We start from the raw sequence: 16805 nt of genomic DNA, 5'->3' as shown, positions 1-16805 counted from the left end.
TCCACGTTCTTCTTCCGTGGTCAGTCAGTTTAAGGCCGCGGATGCCCGGGACAAGCCCGGGCATGACGATGCAGCGTCATTCCGGGGCGGTCCACAGGACCGAACCCGGAATCTCGAGATTCCGGGTTCGACGCTGGCGCGTCGCCCCGGAATGACAGTGAAGGCTACCGCACCGTCGCGAAGAATTTCCTGACATCGCGCACGAACAGCTCCGGCTGCTCGAAGGCGGCGAAATGGCCGCCCTTCTCCATCTCGCTCCAATGGGTGATGTTGGGAAAGTTCGGCTGCATCCAGTGCCGCACCGGCGTGATGATCTCCTTGGGGAACGCGGCGACGCCGGTCGGCACCTCGACCACAGGCCTGGTGCGACGCTTGCCAAAGCTTTCCCAGTAGAGCCGCGCCGAGGAAGTCGCCGTCTCCGTCGCCCAATACAGCATGACGTTGTCGAGCAGTTCGTCCTTGCTGAAGATGTTTTCGGGGTGTCCGTCGCAGTCGGTCCAGGCCCAGAATTTTTCCAGGATCCAGGCCGCCTGCCCGCTCGGGGAATCCGTGAGGCCATAGCCGAGCGTCTGCGGACGCGTCGATTGCTGCTTGGAATAGCCGGAGTCGAGATCGACATAATGCTTGAGGCCGGCCAGCGCGCGCTTCTCTTCCGCCGTCGGCTCGCCCTCGATACGCGGCGGCGAGTTGAAGGACAGCGTGATGTGGATGCCGGCGCAGTGCGCCGCATCCTGCGCGCCGAGCGAGCTCGTCACCGCCGAGCCCCAATCGCCGCCTTGCGCGCCGTAGCGGGCATAGCCGAGCCGCTCCATCAGCTTCGCCCAGGTCGCGGCGATGCGATCGACGCCCCAGCCGGTCGTCTTCGGCTTCTCGGAGAAGCCGAAGCCGGGAAGCGAGGGACAGATCACGTGAAAGGCATCGGCCGGATTGCCGCCATGCGCGGCGGGATCGATGAGCGGCGCGATCACCTTCTGGAATTCGACGATCGAGCCCGGCCAGCCGTGGGTGATGATCAGCGGCAGCGCGTTCGGCTCCTTGGAACGGGCGTGGATGAAGTGGATGTCGAGGCCGTCGATCTCGGTGGTGAACTGCGCGAAGCGGTTGAGCTTCGCCTCGCGCGCGCGCCAGTCGTAGCCGTTGGCCCAATAGCCGCAGATTTCCTGGATCCACTTCAGCGGCGCGCCCTGGCTCCAGTCGTCGACCAGCTCGGCATCCGGCCAGCGGGTGCGGGCGAGGCGTGACTTGAGGTCGGCGAGGACGTCGTCGCCGACGGCGATGCGAAACGGCTTGATGGCGGTCATCGTGCCTCCCCTTGTTCTTGTTGTCATTCCGGGGCGCGCGTAGCGCGAGCCCGGAATCCATTTCGCAACGGAGTCGGCGGCGCGATGGATTCCGGGCTCGACGCTGACGCGTCGCCCCGGAATGACAGCTCAGCCCGACAGTGCCGCCTTCACCAAACCGCTGGCCTTGCCGAAATCCATCTGGCCCGCGTACTTCGCACGCAGCACGGCAATCACCTTGCCCATGTCCTTCATGCCGGCAGCACCGGTCTCGGCGATCGCATCCGCGATCGCCTTCTTCACCTCGTCGTCGGCCATCTGCTTCGGCAAATAGGCCGAGATCACCGCGATCTCCTCGCGCTCCTGGGCTGCGAGCTCGGCGCGGCCGCCCTTGTCGTAGAGCTCGACCGCCTCCTGGCGTTGCTTGATCATCTTCTGGAGCACACCGAGCAGGTCGGCGTCCGACAGCGGCGGCTTGCCGTTGCCGCGGGCGTCGATGTCGGCGTTCTTGATGGTGGAGTTGACCATGCGCAGCGTGGACAGCTTGCGCTCGTCCTTGGCCTTCATGGCCTCCTTGACCGCATTGTTGATGTCGTCGCGCAGCATGATCGCCTCGTTTGGAAACAGTCCGGAAAGACTCGTGATCTACAACAATAACCTGGCCCAATATAGGTGCTTGCATGAAGACCGGAAAGCATCTCGCCATGTTGGCAGTCTGCCTCGGGGTGCTCTGGGCGAGCCGTTTCGGCCCCTACACCTGCGGCTCGCTTCCGGCCTTCACCGGAGAAGCCGGCTCGTCCTGGATCGCGATCGCCGCGAACGGCCTGTTTCTGATCCTCCTGCTATACCTGCCGGTCTACGACTTCATATCCCTGCTGACCTACAAGCTCGGCTGGGAAACGAAGTTCGATCCGCTCGTGGTCTATGAGGGCGAACACTCCGCTAATCCAAATCCGGTCTCGGCGAAGGCCCGACGCGTGCTCTATGTGGTCGATCTGGCCGTAGCGGGCTTCCTCCTCCTGCCGCTATGGACCAAGGCCGCCTATTGCGGGTGAATGATCAACTCTCGAGCCATTCGGTGAGCGCGCGCGCTGTCGCGTCCGGCTGCTCGGCTTGCGGCAGGTGTCCGCAGCGATCGAGGATCACGAGCCTTGCGCCGGCGATGGCCTCGGCCATCTCCTTCGAGAACGCATTGGGAATGGTGTTGTCGGCATCGCCCGTCAGCACCAATGTCGGACAGGTGATGGCGGACAGCGACGGCCGCGAGTCCACTCGCGCGATGATCGCTGCCTGCTGCCGCAGATAGCCCTCGACGCCGACATCCTCGTCCTGTGCGTGCACGAGCTTGAGGATCTCGGCATCGTCGCGCCGTGACGGATGCACCAGCTCCGGAAAGCTCTCCGCGCGAATGGCGCGGAGCTCGCCGCGCCTGGCGCGCGCCATCAGGCCGCGGCGGCGCGCGGTCGCCTCCGGCGTATCGGGCCGGGCCTGGGTGTTGATCAGCGCGAGTTTTGCCACCCGCTCGGGCGCCTGGCGCATGATCTCGAGCGCGATGTAGCCGCCCATGGAATGGCCGGCGAGCGCGAAGCGCGGCGGCGCCTCGCCGAGCACCCGGGCCGCGATATCAGCCATGTTGTCGTCGCGGATATGGTTGGCGATCATCACGGGGCCGAGCCGCCACAGCGCCGGGATGACGGGAGCATAGATCCGGGCCGAGGAGGCCAGCCCCGGAACCAGCAGAATCGGGGTGGTCTGGTCCATTATTGCCTCGCAAGCCCTTCAAATTGCCGGAAATTATGCGGCCGAGCTTAAGGGCCCAAGGAGGCCTGTCAAATATGCAAAAACGCATGTGAATCCGGCTTCTGGCGCTTTGACGGCGGCGCCCGCGGGGACTATGAAACGCGCTCATGACACAACATGACAACGATCCCGCCTGGCCGGACCACAAACCGAGCGCGCTCCTCGTGCTCGCCGACGGCACGGTGCTCGAAGGCTTTGGTCTCGGTGCCGAAGGCCACGCCGTCGGCGAGGTCTGCTTCAACACCGCGATGACCGGCTATGAGGAGATCCTCACCGATCCCTCCTATGCCGGCCAGCTCATCACCTTCACCTTTCCGCATATCGGCAACGTCGGCACCAACGACGAGGATATCGAGACGGTGAACATGGCGGCGACGCCGGGCGCGCGCGGCGTGATCCTGCGCACCGCGATCACCGATCCCTCGAACTACCGCGCCACCAAGCATCTCGACCAATGGCTGAAGGCGCGCGGCATCATCGGCCTCTCCGGCATCGACACCCGGGCGCTGACCGCGCTGATCCGCAGCAAGGGCATGCCCAATGCCGTGATCGCGCATTCCCGGACCGGCGAGTTCGACCTGCATGGCCTGAAGGAAGAGGCGCGCGAATGGCCGGGCCTCGAGGGCATGGATCTCGTGCCGATGGTCACGAGCGGCCAGCGCTTCACCTGGGACGAGACGCCCTGGGCCTGGGACAAGGGCTTTGGCCGCCAGGACAAGCCGGAGTTCAACGTCGTCGCCATCGACTACGGCATCAAACGCAACATCCTGCGCCTGCTCGCCGGCGTCGGCTGCAAGGTGACGGTGGTGCCGGCGACGACCTCGTCCGAAGACATCTTGGCGATGAAGCCGGACGGCGTGTTCCTGTCCAACGGTCCGGGCGATCCGGCCGCGACCGGCAAATATGCCGTGCCTGTGATCCAGGACGTCATCAAGTCGGGCACGCCGACCTTCGGCATCTGTCTCGGCCACCAGATGCTGGGCCTTGCCGTCGGCGCGAAGACGAAGAAGATGCATCAGGGCCATCACGGCGCCAATCATCCCGTCAAGGACGAGACCACCGGCAAGGTCGAGATCACCTCGATGAACCACGGCTTTGCCGTGGACGAGACGACGCTGCCGAAGGGCGCGACGCAGACCCACATTTCCTTGTTTGATGGGTCCAATTGCGGCATCCAGCTCGACGGCAGACCGGTGTTCTCGGTGCAGTACCATCCCGAGGCCTCGCCCGGCCCGCGCGACTCGCACTATCTGTTCCAGCGCTTCGCCGACCTGATGCGGCAGAAGAAGAGCGCGTAAGGCGACAACACCGCCCGGCGGATAAGTCCGCCGGGGCTCGGCTCCCTCACGGACGCATGAACATGAAGTCCGTGTCCGGATCGCAGTTCTCGGCGATGAAGCGCAGCTCTGCCTGGATGTCGGCGACCGACCTCGTCTCCAGATATTTCGAAATCACCAGATTGAGCAATGCCCGGCAGACCGCCTCGTGCCCGAGGCCGGCTGTCTCCGCCTCGTCGACGGCTGCTGAGAAATGACGCTGCGCAACGTCGGATGCGTACATGGCGTTCCCTCGTCTTCGCTCGCACTTGCGTGCCCGCCAACGGCCGCCAGTGCCTTGATCTCGGTCAAGCCGGCGTATGGAGTGTCGTCAGGAACAAGAGGGCTTGCGCCCGCTTGATTCCGGTCCGTTGCCAGTGGGAGTCCCCATGTCCGTCGTCCGCGACCATGCCGAGCCGCTCGCCATCGTGTTCGAGGACGATGGCCTCGTGCCGAACAACATCCTCCCGTTTCTGGTCTACCAAAGCGCGGTGAAGCTCGATCCGAAGCACCCGGAAGCGACCATCGAAGACCTGTTCGAAGGCAATGGCTGGGGCGGCACATGGTGCAATGGCGTCTACGATTATCTGCATTATCACGCGACGGTGCATGAGGTGCTCGGCGTCGCGCGCGGCAGCGCGCGCGTCCGTTTCGGCGGCGACCACGGCCAGGAGCTGGACATCAAGGCGGGCGACGTCGCGATCCTGCCCGCCGGCACCGGGCATCAATGCATCAAGGCGAGCGACGATTTCTGCGTGATCGGGGCCTATCCGCCGGGCGCAAAGATGGAGATCACCCGCGCGACGCCGCAGAACCACGCCAAGGCGCTGACGACGATTCCCCAAATCGCGCTGCCGCCGGCCGATCCCGTGACGGGGAAGGATGGCGCGTTGATGCGGCTGTGGCGGTAGTTACAAATACGGTGCCGTAGGGTGGGTTAGCCAAGCGTAACCCACCACTGTCAATATCGGCGGAAGCAGATGAGGTGGGTTACGCCTTCGGCTAACCCACCCTACGACAGCTCAGCCTACGCCGCGTTGCTGCCTTCCTGCCGCGTCGCCTCGAACAGGAACCAGGTGCGGCGCTCGGTCTCGTCGATGAAGTTTTCGAGGATGCTGGCGCTGGCGACATCGCCGGCCTCGTCGCAGACCTCGTGGGCCTTGCGCATCGCGGCCGCGACGTGCTTGTTGTCCTGCATCAGCTCGCGCAGCATTTGCCGCGGCGGGACGTAGTCCTCGTTGTTGTCCTTGATGGTCTGGAGCTTTGCGACCTGGCCGATCGACTTCAGGGTGGTGCCGCCGATCTTGCGTACGCGCTCGGCAAGCTGGTCGGTGGTGGCGAAGATCTGGTCGGACTGCTCGTCGAGCAGCAGATGGTAGTCCCGGAAGTGCCGCCCGCTGATGTGCCAGTGGAAATTCTTGGTCTTCAGATACAGCGCGAAGGCGTCGGCCAGAAGCACGTTGAGCGCCTCCGAGACCTTCTTGACCCCATCGGGCGACAGATCGGTGGGGGTATCGAGATCGGGCGAGACCTTGTTGTTGGTTTTGCTCACGGGAGACCTTCCTGTTAGGACGCGGACATTGACGGCGCGCCGTCGCACCCCTAACGCAAGGCGGGCAGCGCCGGTTCCCGATCAGGAACCGTTTGGCCGGGACCTTCGGATACCATGGACGATTGGATCGATTATTACGACTCCACGCATACGATCTATGTCAGCAAGCTGCATCGCGACTTGCACTTCCAGATCATCGCGCGGGACATCATCGGCTACATCTCCTCGCCCGACGCGGTGGTGCTCGACTATGCCTGCGGCGAGGCGCTATCGGCGAACCAGGTGGCGGCCGCCTGCGGCCAGCTGATCCTGGCCGAGCCCGCGCCAGGGGTGCGCGGCCGGCTGATTGCGCGCTTCGCCCCCAACACCAGGATCCGCGTCCGCTCGCTCGATGACGTCCGCAACATGCAGGACCAGTCGATCGACCTCGTGGTGATGAACTCGGTCGCGCAGTACATGGCGCCGGACGAGCTCGACGCCGCGCTGCTCACCATCCGCCGGATCCTGAAGCCCTCCGGCAAGCTGGTGCTGGGGGACATCCTGCAGCCCAATGTCGGCATGTTCAGGGATGTCTTGGCGCTGCTCGGCTTCGGCCTCCGCCACGGCTTCCTGAAGGATGCGCTGATCGGGCTGATCAGCACCGCGCTGTCGGATTACCGTCATCTGCGCACGCGCATCGGGCTGCAGCGCTACAGCGAGGACGAAATCACCGCCAAGCTGAGGGCCGCCGGGTTCGCCGTCCAGCGCGCCCACGGCAATATCGGCCATAACCGCTGGCGCATGACCTTCATCGCCCGGCCGCCCCTGGTTGGTTAAGCTTAACAATTAGCCGTTGTAGCTTGTCGCGCTGCAATCGGTCATGATCGCCGCGGCCCGGTGGCGGAAGCGTCTACGCGAGGGCGGTGCAACGCTCTTCATCCTGGTTCAAATCCAGGCCGGGTCTCCACGCTTCGCCCCTGCGGGGCTACGCGTGGCGCAGCCACGCCGGACCCGCAGGGGCGAAGCGTGTCCGGCGTAGCTGGAGCGGAGCGCAAGCGAAGACGGACCTCCCACCGGACCGCGGCCCAGGCCCCCTAACCCGTCAAAATTGCCGGTTGATGGGCATTTTTCGGGGTTTCGCCGCCCCGAAAACTGGTCTAAGACCCACCCGCGCGCGAGGGGAGACCACCGCGCTCTCGGCCACAGGGACGCGCAGCAGCGCGCCCTTTTTTTGTGCCCAAATTCCACTTCGGCGAGAGTTGATGCCCAAACGTACAGACATCACCACCATCCTGATCATCGGCGCCGGCCCCATCGTGATCGGCCAGGCCTGCGAGTTCGACTATTCGGGCACCCAGGCGGTGAAGACGCTGAAGGAAGAGGGCTATCGCATCGTCCTCGTCAATTCCAACCCGGCCACGATCATGACCGACCCGGAGTTGGCCGATGCGACCTATATCGAGCCGATCACGCCCGAGATCGTCGCCAAGATCATCGAGAAGGAACGCCATGTCATTCCCGGCGGCTTTGCGCTGCTGCCGACGATGGGCGGCCAGACCGCGCTGAACTGCGCGCTGTCGCTGCGCCGCCAGGGCACGCTGGACAAGTTCGACGTCGAGATGATCGGCGCCACCGCCGACGCCATCGACAAGGCGGAGGACCGCCAGCTGTTCCGCGAGGCCATGACCAAGATCGGGCTCGAGACGCCGAAGTCGCGGCTCGCCAACGCCTCGGCCTTGAAGAAGTCGTTCCGCGACAAGTACCTCGCCGAGCGCGAAAAGCTCTCCGGTGCCGCGCTCGAGGAGCATGAGCGGCAGTGGACGCTGGGCGAGAGCGACCGCCGCAAGCGCTACCAGGAGTACGCGCTCGGACAGGCGATGATGGCGCTGTCCGAGATCGGCCTGCCCGCGATCATCCGTCCCTCCTTCACGATGGGCGGCACCGGCGGCGGCATCGCCTACAACAAGGAAGAATTCCTCGACATCATCGAGCGCGGCCTCGATGCGTCTCCCACCAACGAAGTGCTGATCGAAGAATCCGTGCTCGGCTGGAAGGAGTACGAGATGGAGGTGGTACGCGACAAGAAGGACAATTGCATCATCGTCTGCTCGATCGAGAACCTCGATCCGATGGGCGTGCACACCGGCGATTCCATCACGGTGGCGCCGGCGCTGACGCTGACCGACAAGGAATACCAGATCATGCGCGACGCCTCGCTGGCGGTGCTGCGCGAGATCGGCGTCGAGACCGGCGGCTCCAACGTGCAGTTCGGCGTCAATCCCGAGGACGGCCGCATGGTCGTCATCGAGATGAATCCGCGCGTGTCGCGCTCTTCCGCTCTGGCTTCGAAGGCCACCGGCTTCCCGATCGCCAAGGTCGCCGCCAAGCTCGCGGTCGGCTACACGCTCGACGAGATCGCCAACGACATCACGGGCGGCGCTACGCCGGCCTCGTTCGAGCCGACTATCGACTACGTCGTCACCAAGGTGCCGCGCTTTGCCTTCGAGAAATTCCCCGGCGCCTCCACCACGCTGACCACGTCGATGAAATCGGTCGGCGAAGTCATGGCGATCGGCCGCACTTTCCAGGAAAGCCTGCAGAAGGCCTTGCGCGGGCTCGAGACCGGCCTCACCGGCCTCGACGAGATCGAGATCGAGGGCCTCGGCCGCGACGACGACAAGAACGCGATCCGCGCCGCACTCGGCACGCCGACGCCGAACCGCATTCTTCAGGTCGCCCAGGCCATGCGGCTCGGCTGGTCGAACGAGGACATCTTCAAGTCCTGCAAGATCGATCCCTGGTTCCTCGGCGAGATGCGCGGCATCGTCGACATGGAGGAGAAGGTCAGGAAGCACGGCCTGCCCGGCAACGCCTTCGGCATGCGCACGCTGAAGGCCATGGGTTTCTCCGACGCGCGGCTCGCGGTGCTGGCCGAGACGACGGAAGCCGAGGTCACCGCGAAGCGCCATGCACTCGGCGTTCGCCCCGTCTACAAGCGGATCGACACCTGCGCGGCCGAGTTCGCCTCGCCCACCGCCTACATGTATTCGACCTACGAGGCGCCGTTCGCGGGCCTGCCTGCGGACGAGAGCACCCCGTCCGACAAGAAGAAGGTCATCATTCTCGGCGGCGGGCCGAACCGGATCGGCCAGGGCATCGAGTTCGACTATTGCTGCTGTCACGCCTGCTTCGCGCTGCATGATGCCGGCTACGAATCCATCATGGTCAACTGCAACCCGGAGACGGTGTCGACCGACTACGACACTGCCGACCGGCTCTATTTCGAGCCGCTAACCGCCGAGGACGTGCTCGAAATCATCGCCAAGGAGCGCAGCAACGGCACGCTGCACGGCGTGATCGTGCAGTTCGGCGGCCAGACGCCGCTGAAGCTGGCACGCGCGCTGGAAGCCGCCGAAGTCCCGATCCTCGGCACCTCGCCCGATGCCATCGACCTGGCCGAGGACCGTGACCGTTTCAAGCGCGTGCTCGACAAGCTTCGCCTCAAGCAGCCGAAGAACGGCATCGCCTATTCGGTCGAGCAGGCAAGGCTCGTCTCCGCCGATCTCGGCCTGCCGCTGGTGGTGCGGCCGTCCTACGTGCTCGGCGGCCGGGCCATGCAGATCATCCGCGAGGAGAACCAGCTCAACGACTACCTGCTCGGCACGCTGCCGGAGCTGGTGCCGGCCGACGTCAAGGCGCGCTATCCGAACGACAAGACCGGGCAGATCAACACCGTGCTCGGCAAGAACCCGCTGCTGTTCGACCGCTATCTGTCTGATGCCACCGAGATCGACGTCGACTGCCTCTGCGACGGCAAGGACACCTTCATCGTCGGCATCATGGAGCACATCGAGGAAGCCGGCATCCATTCCGGCGATAGCGCCTGCTCGCTGCCGCCGCATTCGCTCGGGCCCGAGATGATCGAGGAGCTGGAGCGTCAGACCCGCGAACTCGCGCTCGGGCTCGACGTGGTCGGCCTGATGAACGTGCAATACGCCATCAAGGACGGCGAGATCTACGTGCTCGAAGTCAATCCGCGCGCCTCGCGCACGGTGCCCTTCGTCGCCAAGGTGGTCGGCACCCCCGTCGCCAAGATCGCCGCGCGCATCATGGCGGGCGAGAAGCTCGCCGATTTCAAGCTGAAGAAGGCGAAGCTCAAGCACGTCGGCGTCAAGGAATCGGTCTTCCCCTTCGCGCGCTTCCCCGGCGTCGACACGGTGCTCGGCCCCGAGATGCGCTCGACCGGCGAGGTCATGGGCATCGACCGCAACTTCGAGGTCGCCTTCGCCAAGAGCCAGCTCGGCGGCGGCACGCGGGTACCGCGCAAGGGCACCGTGTTCGTCTCGGTGCGCGAGAGCGACAAGACGCGGATCGCCGAAGCGGTGCGTGAACTGCATTCGCTCGGCTTCAAGGTGCTGGCGACCTCCGGCACGCAGCGCTTCCTGACCGACCAGGGCATCCCGACCGAGAAGGTGAACAAGGTGCTGGAAGGACGGCCGCACATCGTCGACGCCATCACCAACGGCGACGTCCAGCTCGTCTTCAACACCACCGAAGGCCCGCAGGCGCTGGCCGACAGCCGTTCGCTGCGGCGCGCGGCCCTCTTGCATAAAGTGCCGTATTACACCACTCTTTCCGGGGCCGTGGCGGCCGCGCAGGGCATCCGGGCCTATCTGGGCGGGGACCTTGAGGTTCGTACCCTGCAGAGCTACTTTTCGGAAACCTGATCGCTAGCGGCGGTGAAACCGCCGCTAAGTGATTGGCAATGAAGCCACAATGGCCGGAGGAACTGTCCGGCCATGTGGGTTGTTCTGTTCCGGCACCAGACCCACATAGCTCCCGGTGGGCGCGGTTAAGCCCCGGGAATACCGACGAATCAAGGTTGCCGCGCCCCGGTCTTCGTGGGGCGCGCAGCTGAAGGACGAGAGAAGAGATGGAAAAGGTTCCGATGACCCAGGCCGGCTTTGTCGCGCTCGGGGAAGAATTGAAGAAGCGCCAGTCGGAAGATCGTCCGCGCATCATCGAGCATATCGCGGAAGCGCGCTCGCACGGAGACCTGTCGGAGAACGCGGAATATCACGCCGCGAAGGAAGAGCAGTCGCATAATGAAGGCCGCATCGCTGAGCTCGAGGACAAGCTCGCGCGCGCCGACATCATCGACATCTCGAAGCTGTCCGGCGACACCATCAAGTTCGGCGCCACCGTGACCTTGGTCGACGAGGACACCGAGAAGAAAACGGTGTGGCAGATCGTCGGCGAGGTCGAGGCCGACGCCAAGAAAGGCCGCATCTCCATCACCTCGCCGCTGGCGCGCGCGCTGATCGGCAAGAAGAAGGGATCGACCGTCGAGGTCAACGCACCCGGCGGCGCCAAGGCGTATGAGATCACCAAGGTGGAGTGGCGATAAGGACTTGTCGCTGCGCTACGTTACGAAAAGGCCGCGCAATGCGCGGCCTTTTTTGTTTCGGCGTGCGGCTCGGCCCGCGAGGCGCTCAGCTCTCACCACACCTCATTGCGAGCGCAGCAAAGCAATCCAGAATCTTTGCGCGAAACAGTCTGGATTGCTTCGTCGCAAGAGCTCATCGCAATGACGGCGTTGGTGCAGCGTCGCCCCCACTCTCGTGTCCCGGACGCGCTGCAACGCGGAGCGTTGCGGCGCAGAGCCGGGACCCATAAGGCGGCACGGGAAGTCGCCGCGACGGGGGCCCCGGCTCTGCAGCGCACCGCCAAGGGGGCGTTGCGCTGCGTCCGGGGCACGAGAGCGGAAACTTACTTTCGCCCCTTCACCTCCAGCGGCACCGCCGCCTCATATTTTGAATTGTGCAGCACCAGCGAGGTCCGCACGTTGCGGACGTGGGGCGCCGCCGTCAGATGCGTGACGAAATCCTGGAACGTCGCCATGTCGGGGGCGACGCATTTGAGGATGAAATCGACCTCGCCCGACAACATCCAGCACTCCCGCACCAGCGGCTCAGCGCGGACGAAGTCCTCGAAGGCACGCAAATCCGCCTCGGCCTGGCTGGACAGGTGCACGGCGGCGAACACGGTCACGTCGAAGCCGAGCTTGCGGGCGTCCAACAGGCCGCGGTAGCCGTGGATATAGCCCTCCTCCTCCAGCGCCCGGACGCGGCGCAGGCAGGGCGGCGGCGAGATGCCGACGCGCTTGGCCAGCTCGACATTCGTGATTCGACCGTCGGCCTGAATCTCGGTGAGAATTTTCAGGTCGATCTCGTCTAGGTTCCGCGACACGTGATTGGAACTCCTGGCCTTTACGGCGGTATTGGGTGGCTTGTCGCAATCCTCATAACCAGTCTGCGGCGCCAGCGCAATTTTATTGCGCGCGCATCGCAATCGACTTTTGTTCCCTGTTGGAAAAATCCGCCGATAGGGAATGCAATTCTTGCATAGCTCACCAGAAGGCTTAGATTAGCTCTGACATTTCAGCGCCCCGCAACGCCTCCCGGCATGTTCCGCGCCCGCGCTGCAAATCCCCCGTGAAAGGCGTCCATCGAAATGTCCGCTCCCGTTCATGCAAAGGTCGTCATTATCGGCTCCGGCCCCGCCGGCTACACGGCGGCGATCTACGCCGCGCGGGCGATGCTCGAGCCGATCCTGATCCAGGGCATCCAGCCCGGCGGCCAGCTCACCATCACCACCGATGTCGAGAACTATCCGGGCTTCGCCGACGTGATCCAGGGCCCCTGGCTGATGGAGCAGATGGAGAAGCAGGCGGTCCACGTCGGCACCCGGATCGTCACCGACCTGGTCACCAAGCTGGAGACGGCGCAGCGGCCGTTCCGCCTCACCTGCGACTCGGGCGACGTCTATCTCGCCGACGCCGTCATTCTCGCCACCGGCGCGCAGGCCCGCTGGCTCGGGCTGCCGTCCGAAGCCAAGTTCCAGGGCGGCGGCGTGTCGGCCTGCGCCACCTGCGACGGCTTCTTTTACCGCAACAAGGACGTCGTCGTGGTCGGCGGCGGCAATACCGCGGTCGAGGAAGCGCTCTACCTCACCAACCATGCCGCGCAGGTCACCATCGTGCATCGCCGCGATCATTTCCGCGCCGAGCGCATCCTGCAGGAGCGCCTGTTCAAGCACCCGAAGATCAAGGTGATCTGGGACTCGGCCGTGGACGAGATCTGCGGCACCGAGAACCCGAACAAGGTCACCCATGTCCGCCTGAAGAACGTCAAGACCGGCGCGCTGACGGACGTGAAGACCGACGGCGTCTTCATCGCCATCGGCCACGCGCCGGCAACCGAGCTCGTGAAAGACCAGATCAAGCTGAAACCGTCGGGCTATGTCGAGGTCGCCCCGAACTCGACCGCCACTTCGGTGCCCGGCCTGTTCGCCGCCGGCGACGTCGCCGACGAGACCTATCGCCAGGCCGTGACGGCCGCAGGCCTCGGCTGCATGGCAGCGCTCGAGGCCGAACGTTTCTTGGCCCTGCGCGCCAGCGAGCGCGCGGCAGCGGAATAACGATCATGCCTCGAACACGCGACGGATTTACGGATATGGACTGGGACAAGCTGAAGGTGTTTCACGCAGCGGCGGAAGCGGGCAGCTTCACGCATGCGGGCGAGCAGCTCGGCCTGTCGCAATCGGCGGTGTCGCGTCAGGTGTCGGCGCTGGAGCAGGAGCTTTCGGTCTCGCTGTTCCACCGCCACGCCCGCGGCCTGATCCTCACCGAGCAGGGCGACCTCCTGTTCCGCACCGCGCATGACGTGTTCATGCAGCTGCAGGCGGCGCGCGCGAAACTCACCGACAGCCGCGAGCGGCCGAGCGGCGACCTCAAGATCACCACCACGCCCGGCGTCGGCATCAACTGGCTGATCCCGCGGCTCGGCGAGTTCACCGCGCTCTATCCGGAGATCCGGATCTCCCTGATCGTCACCGACGAGGAGCTCGATCTGTCGATGCGCGAGGCGGATGTCGCGATCCGCACCCGCAAGCCGACGCAGCCCGATCTGATCCAGCGCAAGCTGTTCGCGATGGGCTTCCACGCCTATTGCTCGCCGGAATACATCAAGCGCTTCGGCACGCCGCGCACGCTGGAGGAGCTCGACTCCCACCGCATCATCACGCTCGCCGACGGCCACTTCGCGCCGCATCTGCAGAACCGCAACTGGCTGGTCGAAGCCGGGCGCAACGGCTCCGGTCCGCGCGAGGCCTATTTCAGGGTGAACAACATCCTCGGTCTGGTGCGCGCCTGTCAGCAGGGCCTCGGCATCGCCGCGCTGCCCGATTACCTCGTCGAGGAACAGAGCAAACTCGTGCAGCTGTTCGGCGAGTCGGATTCGATCCAGCTCGATACCTATTTCGTCTATCCCGAGGAGCTGAAGACGGTGGCGCGCGTGCAGGTGTTCCGCGACTTCGTGGTCAGCAAGGCGCAGCGCTGGCCGTCCTGATTTCCGCATGACTGACATGCGGCCTCGGCTGTTGCTGGAGGCCGCTCGTCAAGCCCATACTGTTCCTACGCTGAGCCTTCGCGTTGCGCATTTGTCCCCCTCCTCCAGTGGCGCGGGAGTTCAGTAATCCCTCTTGGAAGGTGATTGTGTCGGCCTCACGTGGCCAATACCTAAGCCGGGCCCTTCGGGTCCGGCTTTTTTTCGTGTAGATCGACCTTCGCCCTCCGCGTGTATTGACAGTTCAACGCATACCCCGCATCATTTACAGATGATCACGAAGTCGTGCGCAATCTCGTTCGAGGCCGTCGCCTCGAAAAAAGGCCCCCATCCCGGGGCCTCGGATTTTTGCGCGCGCTAGCCAAGCTTCGTCATCGCTGCAAATCTTCGAAAACCCCGCCGCCTGGACGGGGTTTTTTCATGTGCCCTCCGTCTCAGGTCTTTTTCCCGAGAAGGAGATGGAAACATGACTGGACTACAGGAACAATTGCACGGGCTGTGGCTGCCGCTGGTGACGCCGTTCCAGAACGGCGCCCTCGACGAGCGGTCGCTGCGGCGGCTGACGCGGCACTACAGCGCGCAAGGCATCGACGGCTTCATCCTGGGCGCGACCTCCGGCGAAGGCATGACGCTGCGCGAGGCCGAGCTCGAACGTCTCGTCGCGGTCGTGAGCGAGGAGATGGCGGCCGGCCGCCGCACCTTGCCGGTCTGCCTTGGCCTGTCGGGCGCCGACACCGCGCGGCTGCAGGAACGTCTCGACGAGACCGCGGACTGGCCGATCGACGGTTATCTGATCGCGAGCCCCTATTACGTGCGGCCCTCGCAGCGCGGCCTGCTGGCGCATTTCGAAGCGCTGGCCGATCACGCGGCGTGGCCGCTCGCGCTCTACAACATTCCCTATCGCACCTCCGTGAACATCACCAACCAGACCATGCTGCGGCTCGCCGAGCACAGGAACATCGTGGGCCTGAAGGATTGCGGCGCCAGCCGCGAGCAATCCATCGCGCTGCTGCGCGACCGCCCGAAGGAATTCCGCGTGCTCACCGGCGAGGATGCGAATTATTTCGAGGCGCTCACCGACGGCGCCGACGGCGGCATCGTGCTGTCGGCCCATGTCGAGACCGCGACCTTTGCGGCCGTCTATGCCGAGCACAAGCGCGGCAACCACGAGGCGGCGCAGGCGCGCTGGCAAGAGGTTGCCGAGCTGACGCGCCTGCTGTTCACCGAGCCGAGCCCGGCGCCGGCGAAGTACTGGCTGTGGCGATGCGGCCTGATCGACAGCCCCGAAGTGCGGCTGCCGATGGTGGAAGTCAGCAGCGAGCTCGCCGCCGCGATCGATCGCGAGATCGAGCGGCGGACGAAGGTCGCGGCGTAGCGGACTTCTCACGCCACCCCCGTGTCATTCCGGGGCGCGCGCAGCGCGAACCCGGAATCCATTCATCCGCCAACTCAGCCGCCCAATGGATTCCGGGTTCGCGACTTCGTCGCGCCCCGGAATGACGGCGGTCGGGCGACAGAGCGCCGCCTGTGGTTAACATCATCCCAACGGCCTTCGCTCACGCCGCATGCCGCATCCACGGCTCGTTTACGCTTCCGCGCCTATCGTTGCCCTTCAGAAGCTTCCAGAAGGGGGAATGATCATGGGGCATCGCATCCGGCCGACGGCCGCCCGGCAATTCGCGCCGGCCGATCTTTTGCAGGGAATTCTCGTCGTTTCGTCGTTCGGATTCTGGGCGGTGATGCTCGGCCTGATGCCGGTGCTGCTGTTGCGGATCTGGCTGGCCTGAGGCGGCAGCGCGCGCGGATGGTTAAACGGCCGTCACAAATGCGGTCAAAATGCGCAGCAGCCTGCAAGCCGGAATCTTAAAACATCCCGGGTATCATTCACGCCCATAAGCGAAGAAATCGCGGGGGCGTATTGTGAATAGTCAGAATGAAATGGCGTCGCATTTCGACGCCGGATACGGCAAGCTGTCCACCGAGCAGAGCTTTACCACCGAGGACATTCTCTGGGCCGTCGGCATCTGGTCGGTGATCCTCACGCTGTCGCCGGTCATCGTGTTCTACATGCTGATGGTGGCGTAGGCTTCGGCTTGCAGTTCAGCTGTCATTCCTCGTCGTCATGGCCGGGCTTGTCCCACGGCTGTCCGGTTTAATTTTGGCATAGTCTTAAGCTCATCTGGCGGTCGTTTCTGATCATTGGGGGCGGTGGGTCGAGAAGGTGATCGATCTGCCGCCGCTGCATGAGATTTTGAGCGACCAGACGGGTGAAGATCAGCAGGTTCTCAACGCTTTGTTGTGCTTTGTGGGCTGAGCGCAGGAGCAGGAAGGCGATCAGCGCGATGGTGATCTGGATCCGCACGGCATTCTCGGACGTGCCGAAGAAGTGACGGATTTTGAGAGTGTGCTTGATCCAGCGGAAAAACAGCTCGATCTGCCAGCGCCTCTTGTAGAGTTCAGCAATCTCGTCGGC

General features: G+C 64.5%; 18 protein-coding genes and 1 tRNA gene. 12 read left to right on the top strand and 7 right to left on the bottom strand.

From position 1 onward, the window contains the following. Nucleotides 1-164: 164 nt before the first annotated feature. Nucleotides 165-1301, bottom strand: coding sequence for an epoxide hydrolase family protein (locus K410_RS0108630; protein WP_028134476.1), 1137 nt, complete (start codon nt 1299-1301; stop codon nt 165-167). A gap of 129 nt (nt 1302-1430) precedes the next feature. After that, entirely contained in the window at nt 1431-1886 is a 456-nt protein-coding gene (locus K410_RS0108625; RefSeq protein ID WP_028134475.1) for a GatB/YqeY domain-containing protein, read from the bottom strand. Between the two features lie 74 nt (nt 1887-1960). On the opposite strand from K410_RS0108625, the gene K410_RS0108620 reads away from it, so the two are divergent. Beyond that, nucleotides 1961-2335, top strand: coding sequence for a hypothetical protein (locus tag K410_RS0108620; protein ID WP_028134474.1), 375 nt, complete (start codon nt 1961-1963; stop codon nt 2333-2335). Between the two features lie 4 nt (nt 2336-2339). Here the strand turns inward: K410_RS0108620 and K410_RS0108615 are convergent, their stop codons facing one another. Continuing rightward, nucleotides 2340-3041 (bottom strand): alpha/beta fold hydrolase, encoded by a 702-nt coding sequence (locus K410_RS0108615; protein WP_028134473.1) that lies wholly within the window; start codon nt 3039-3041, stop codon nt 2340-2342. Nucleotides 3042-3187: 146 nt separating this feature from the next. Here K410_RS0108615 and carA point away from each other — a divergent pair, with 146 nt between their 5' ends. Then, nucleotides 3188-4378 (top strand): glutamine-hydrolyzing carbamoyl-phosphate synthase small subunit, encoded by a 1191-nt coding sequence (carA, locus tag K410_RS0108610; protein WP_028134472.1) that lies wholly within the window; start codon nt 3188-3190, stop codon nt 4376-4378. Between the two features lie 46 nt (nt 4379-4424). Here carA and K410_RS0108605 read toward each other — a convergent pair whose 3' ends face one another. Then, the gene (locus tag K410_RS0108605; RefSeq protein ID WP_024340377.1) at nt 4425-4640 is read right to left on the bottom strand and encodes a hypothetical protein; all 216 of its coding nucleotides are present in this window, start codon (nt 4638-4640) and stop codon (nt 4425-4427) included. Between the two features lie 145 nt (nt 4641-4785). Here K410_RS0108605 and K410_RS0108600 point away from each other — a divergent pair, with 145 nt between their 5' ends. Then, nucleotides 4786-5307, top strand: coding sequence for a cupin domain-containing protein (locus K410_RS0108600; protein ID WP_028134471.1), 522 nt, complete (start codon nt 4786-4788; stop codon nt 5305-5307). Nucleotides 5308-5423: 116 nt separating this feature from the next. Here K410_RS0108600 and K410_RS0108595 read toward each other — a convergent pair whose 3' ends face one another. Further along, nucleotides 5424-5948, bottom strand: coding sequence for a Dps family protein (locus K410_RS0108595; protein ID WP_028134470.1), 525 nt, complete (start codon nt 5946-5948; stop codon nt 5424-5426). A gap of 114 nt (nt 5949-6062) precedes the next feature. On the opposite strand from K410_RS0108595, the gene K410_RS0108590 reads away from it, so the two are divergent. The 4 genes from K410_RS0108590 to greA all read left to right on the top strand — a co-directional run bounded on the left by K410_RS0108590 (nt 6063) and on the right by greA (nt 11334). Further along, the gene (locus K410_RS0108590) at nt 6063-6764 is read left to right on the top strand and encodes a class I SAM-dependent methyltransferase (protein ID WP_028134469.1); all 702 of its coding nucleotides are present in this window, start codon (nt 6063-6065) and stop codon (nt 6762-6764) included. 54 nt (nt 6765-6818) lie between these two features. After that, nucleotides 6819-6894, top strand: a tRNA-OTHER gene (locus K410_RS39340). Between the two features lie 295 nt (nt 6895-7189). Beyond that, nucleotides 7190-10654 carry a carbamoyl-phosphate synthase large subunit gene (gene carB, locus K410_RS0108585; protein WP_028134468.1) on the top strand — a complete coding sequence of 1155 codons (3465 nt, stop codon included), beginning with the start codon at nt 7190-7192 and terminating at the stop codon, nt 10652-10654. A gap of 206 nt (nt 10655-10860) precedes the next feature. Then, entirely contained in the window at nt 10861-11334 is a 474-nt protein-coding gene (gene greA, locus K410_RS0108580) for a transcription elongation factor GreA (protein ID WP_018643807.1), read from the top strand. 362 nt (nt 11335-11696) lie between these two features. On the opposite strand, the gene K410_RS0108575 is transcribed toward greA, so the two are convergent. Then, entirely contained in the window at nt 11697-12176 is a 480-nt protein-coding gene (locus tag K410_RS0108575; protein ID WP_028134467.1) for an Lrp/AsnC family transcriptional regulator, read from the bottom strand. Nucleotides 12177-12440: 264 nt separating this feature from the next. Between K410_RS0108575 and trxB the strand changes: the two genes are divergently transcribed. From trxB to K410_RS39335, 5 genes are all read left to right on the top strand, one after another. Further along, on the top strand, nt 12441-13406 hold the full coding sequence (trxB, locus tag K410_RS0108570) for a thioredoxin-disulfide reductase (protein ID WP_028134466.1): 966 nt from the start codon (nt 12441-12443) through the stop codon (nt 13404-13406). Between the two features lie 5 nt (nt 13407-13411). Continuing rightward, the gene (locus K410_RS0108565) at nt 13412-14335 is read left to right on the top strand and encodes a LysR family transcriptional regulator (protein WP_028134465.1); all 924 of its coding nucleotides are present in this window, start codon (nt 13412-13414) and stop codon (nt 14333-14335) included. Between the two features lie 463 nt (nt 14336-14798). Then, the gene (gene dapA / locus K410_RS0108560; RefSeq protein ID WP_028134464.1) at nt 14799-15707 is read left to right on the top strand and encodes a 4-hydroxy-tetrahydrodipicolinate synthase; all 909 of its coding nucleotides are present in this window, start codon (nt 14799-14801) and stop codon (nt 15705-15707) included. A 265-nt stretch (nt 15708-15972) separates the two neighbouring features. After that, nucleotides 15973-16119, top strand: a complete 147-nt coding sequence (locus K410_RS40295) for a hypothetical protein (RefSeq protein WP_196236001.1) — start codon at nt 15973-15975, stop codon at nt 16117-16119. A gap of 151 nt (nt 16120-16270) precedes the next feature. Further along, entirely contained in the window at nt 16271-16417 is a 147-nt protein-coding gene (locus tag K410_RS39335) for a hypothetical protein (RefSeq protein ID WP_155253294.1), read from the top strand. A 67-nt stretch (nt 16418-16484) separates the two neighbouring features. On the opposite strand, the gene K410_RS0108545 is transcribed toward K410_RS39335, so the two are convergent. Continuing rightward, nucleotides 16485-16805, bottom strand: a 321-nt coding sequence (locus K410_RS0108545) for an IS4 family transposase (protein ID WP_028134463.1), incomplete at its 5' end; no start/stop codon positions are given.

This window comes from Bradyrhizobium sp. 22, from assembly GCF_000482425.1.
In the GTDB taxonomy this organism is placed as follows: Bacteria; Pseudomonadota; Alphaproteobacteria; order Rhizobiales; family Xanthobacteraceae; genus Bradyrhizobium; species Bradyrhizobium japonicum_B.
This window is presented reverse-complemented; position numbering and strand designations above follow the sequence as displayed.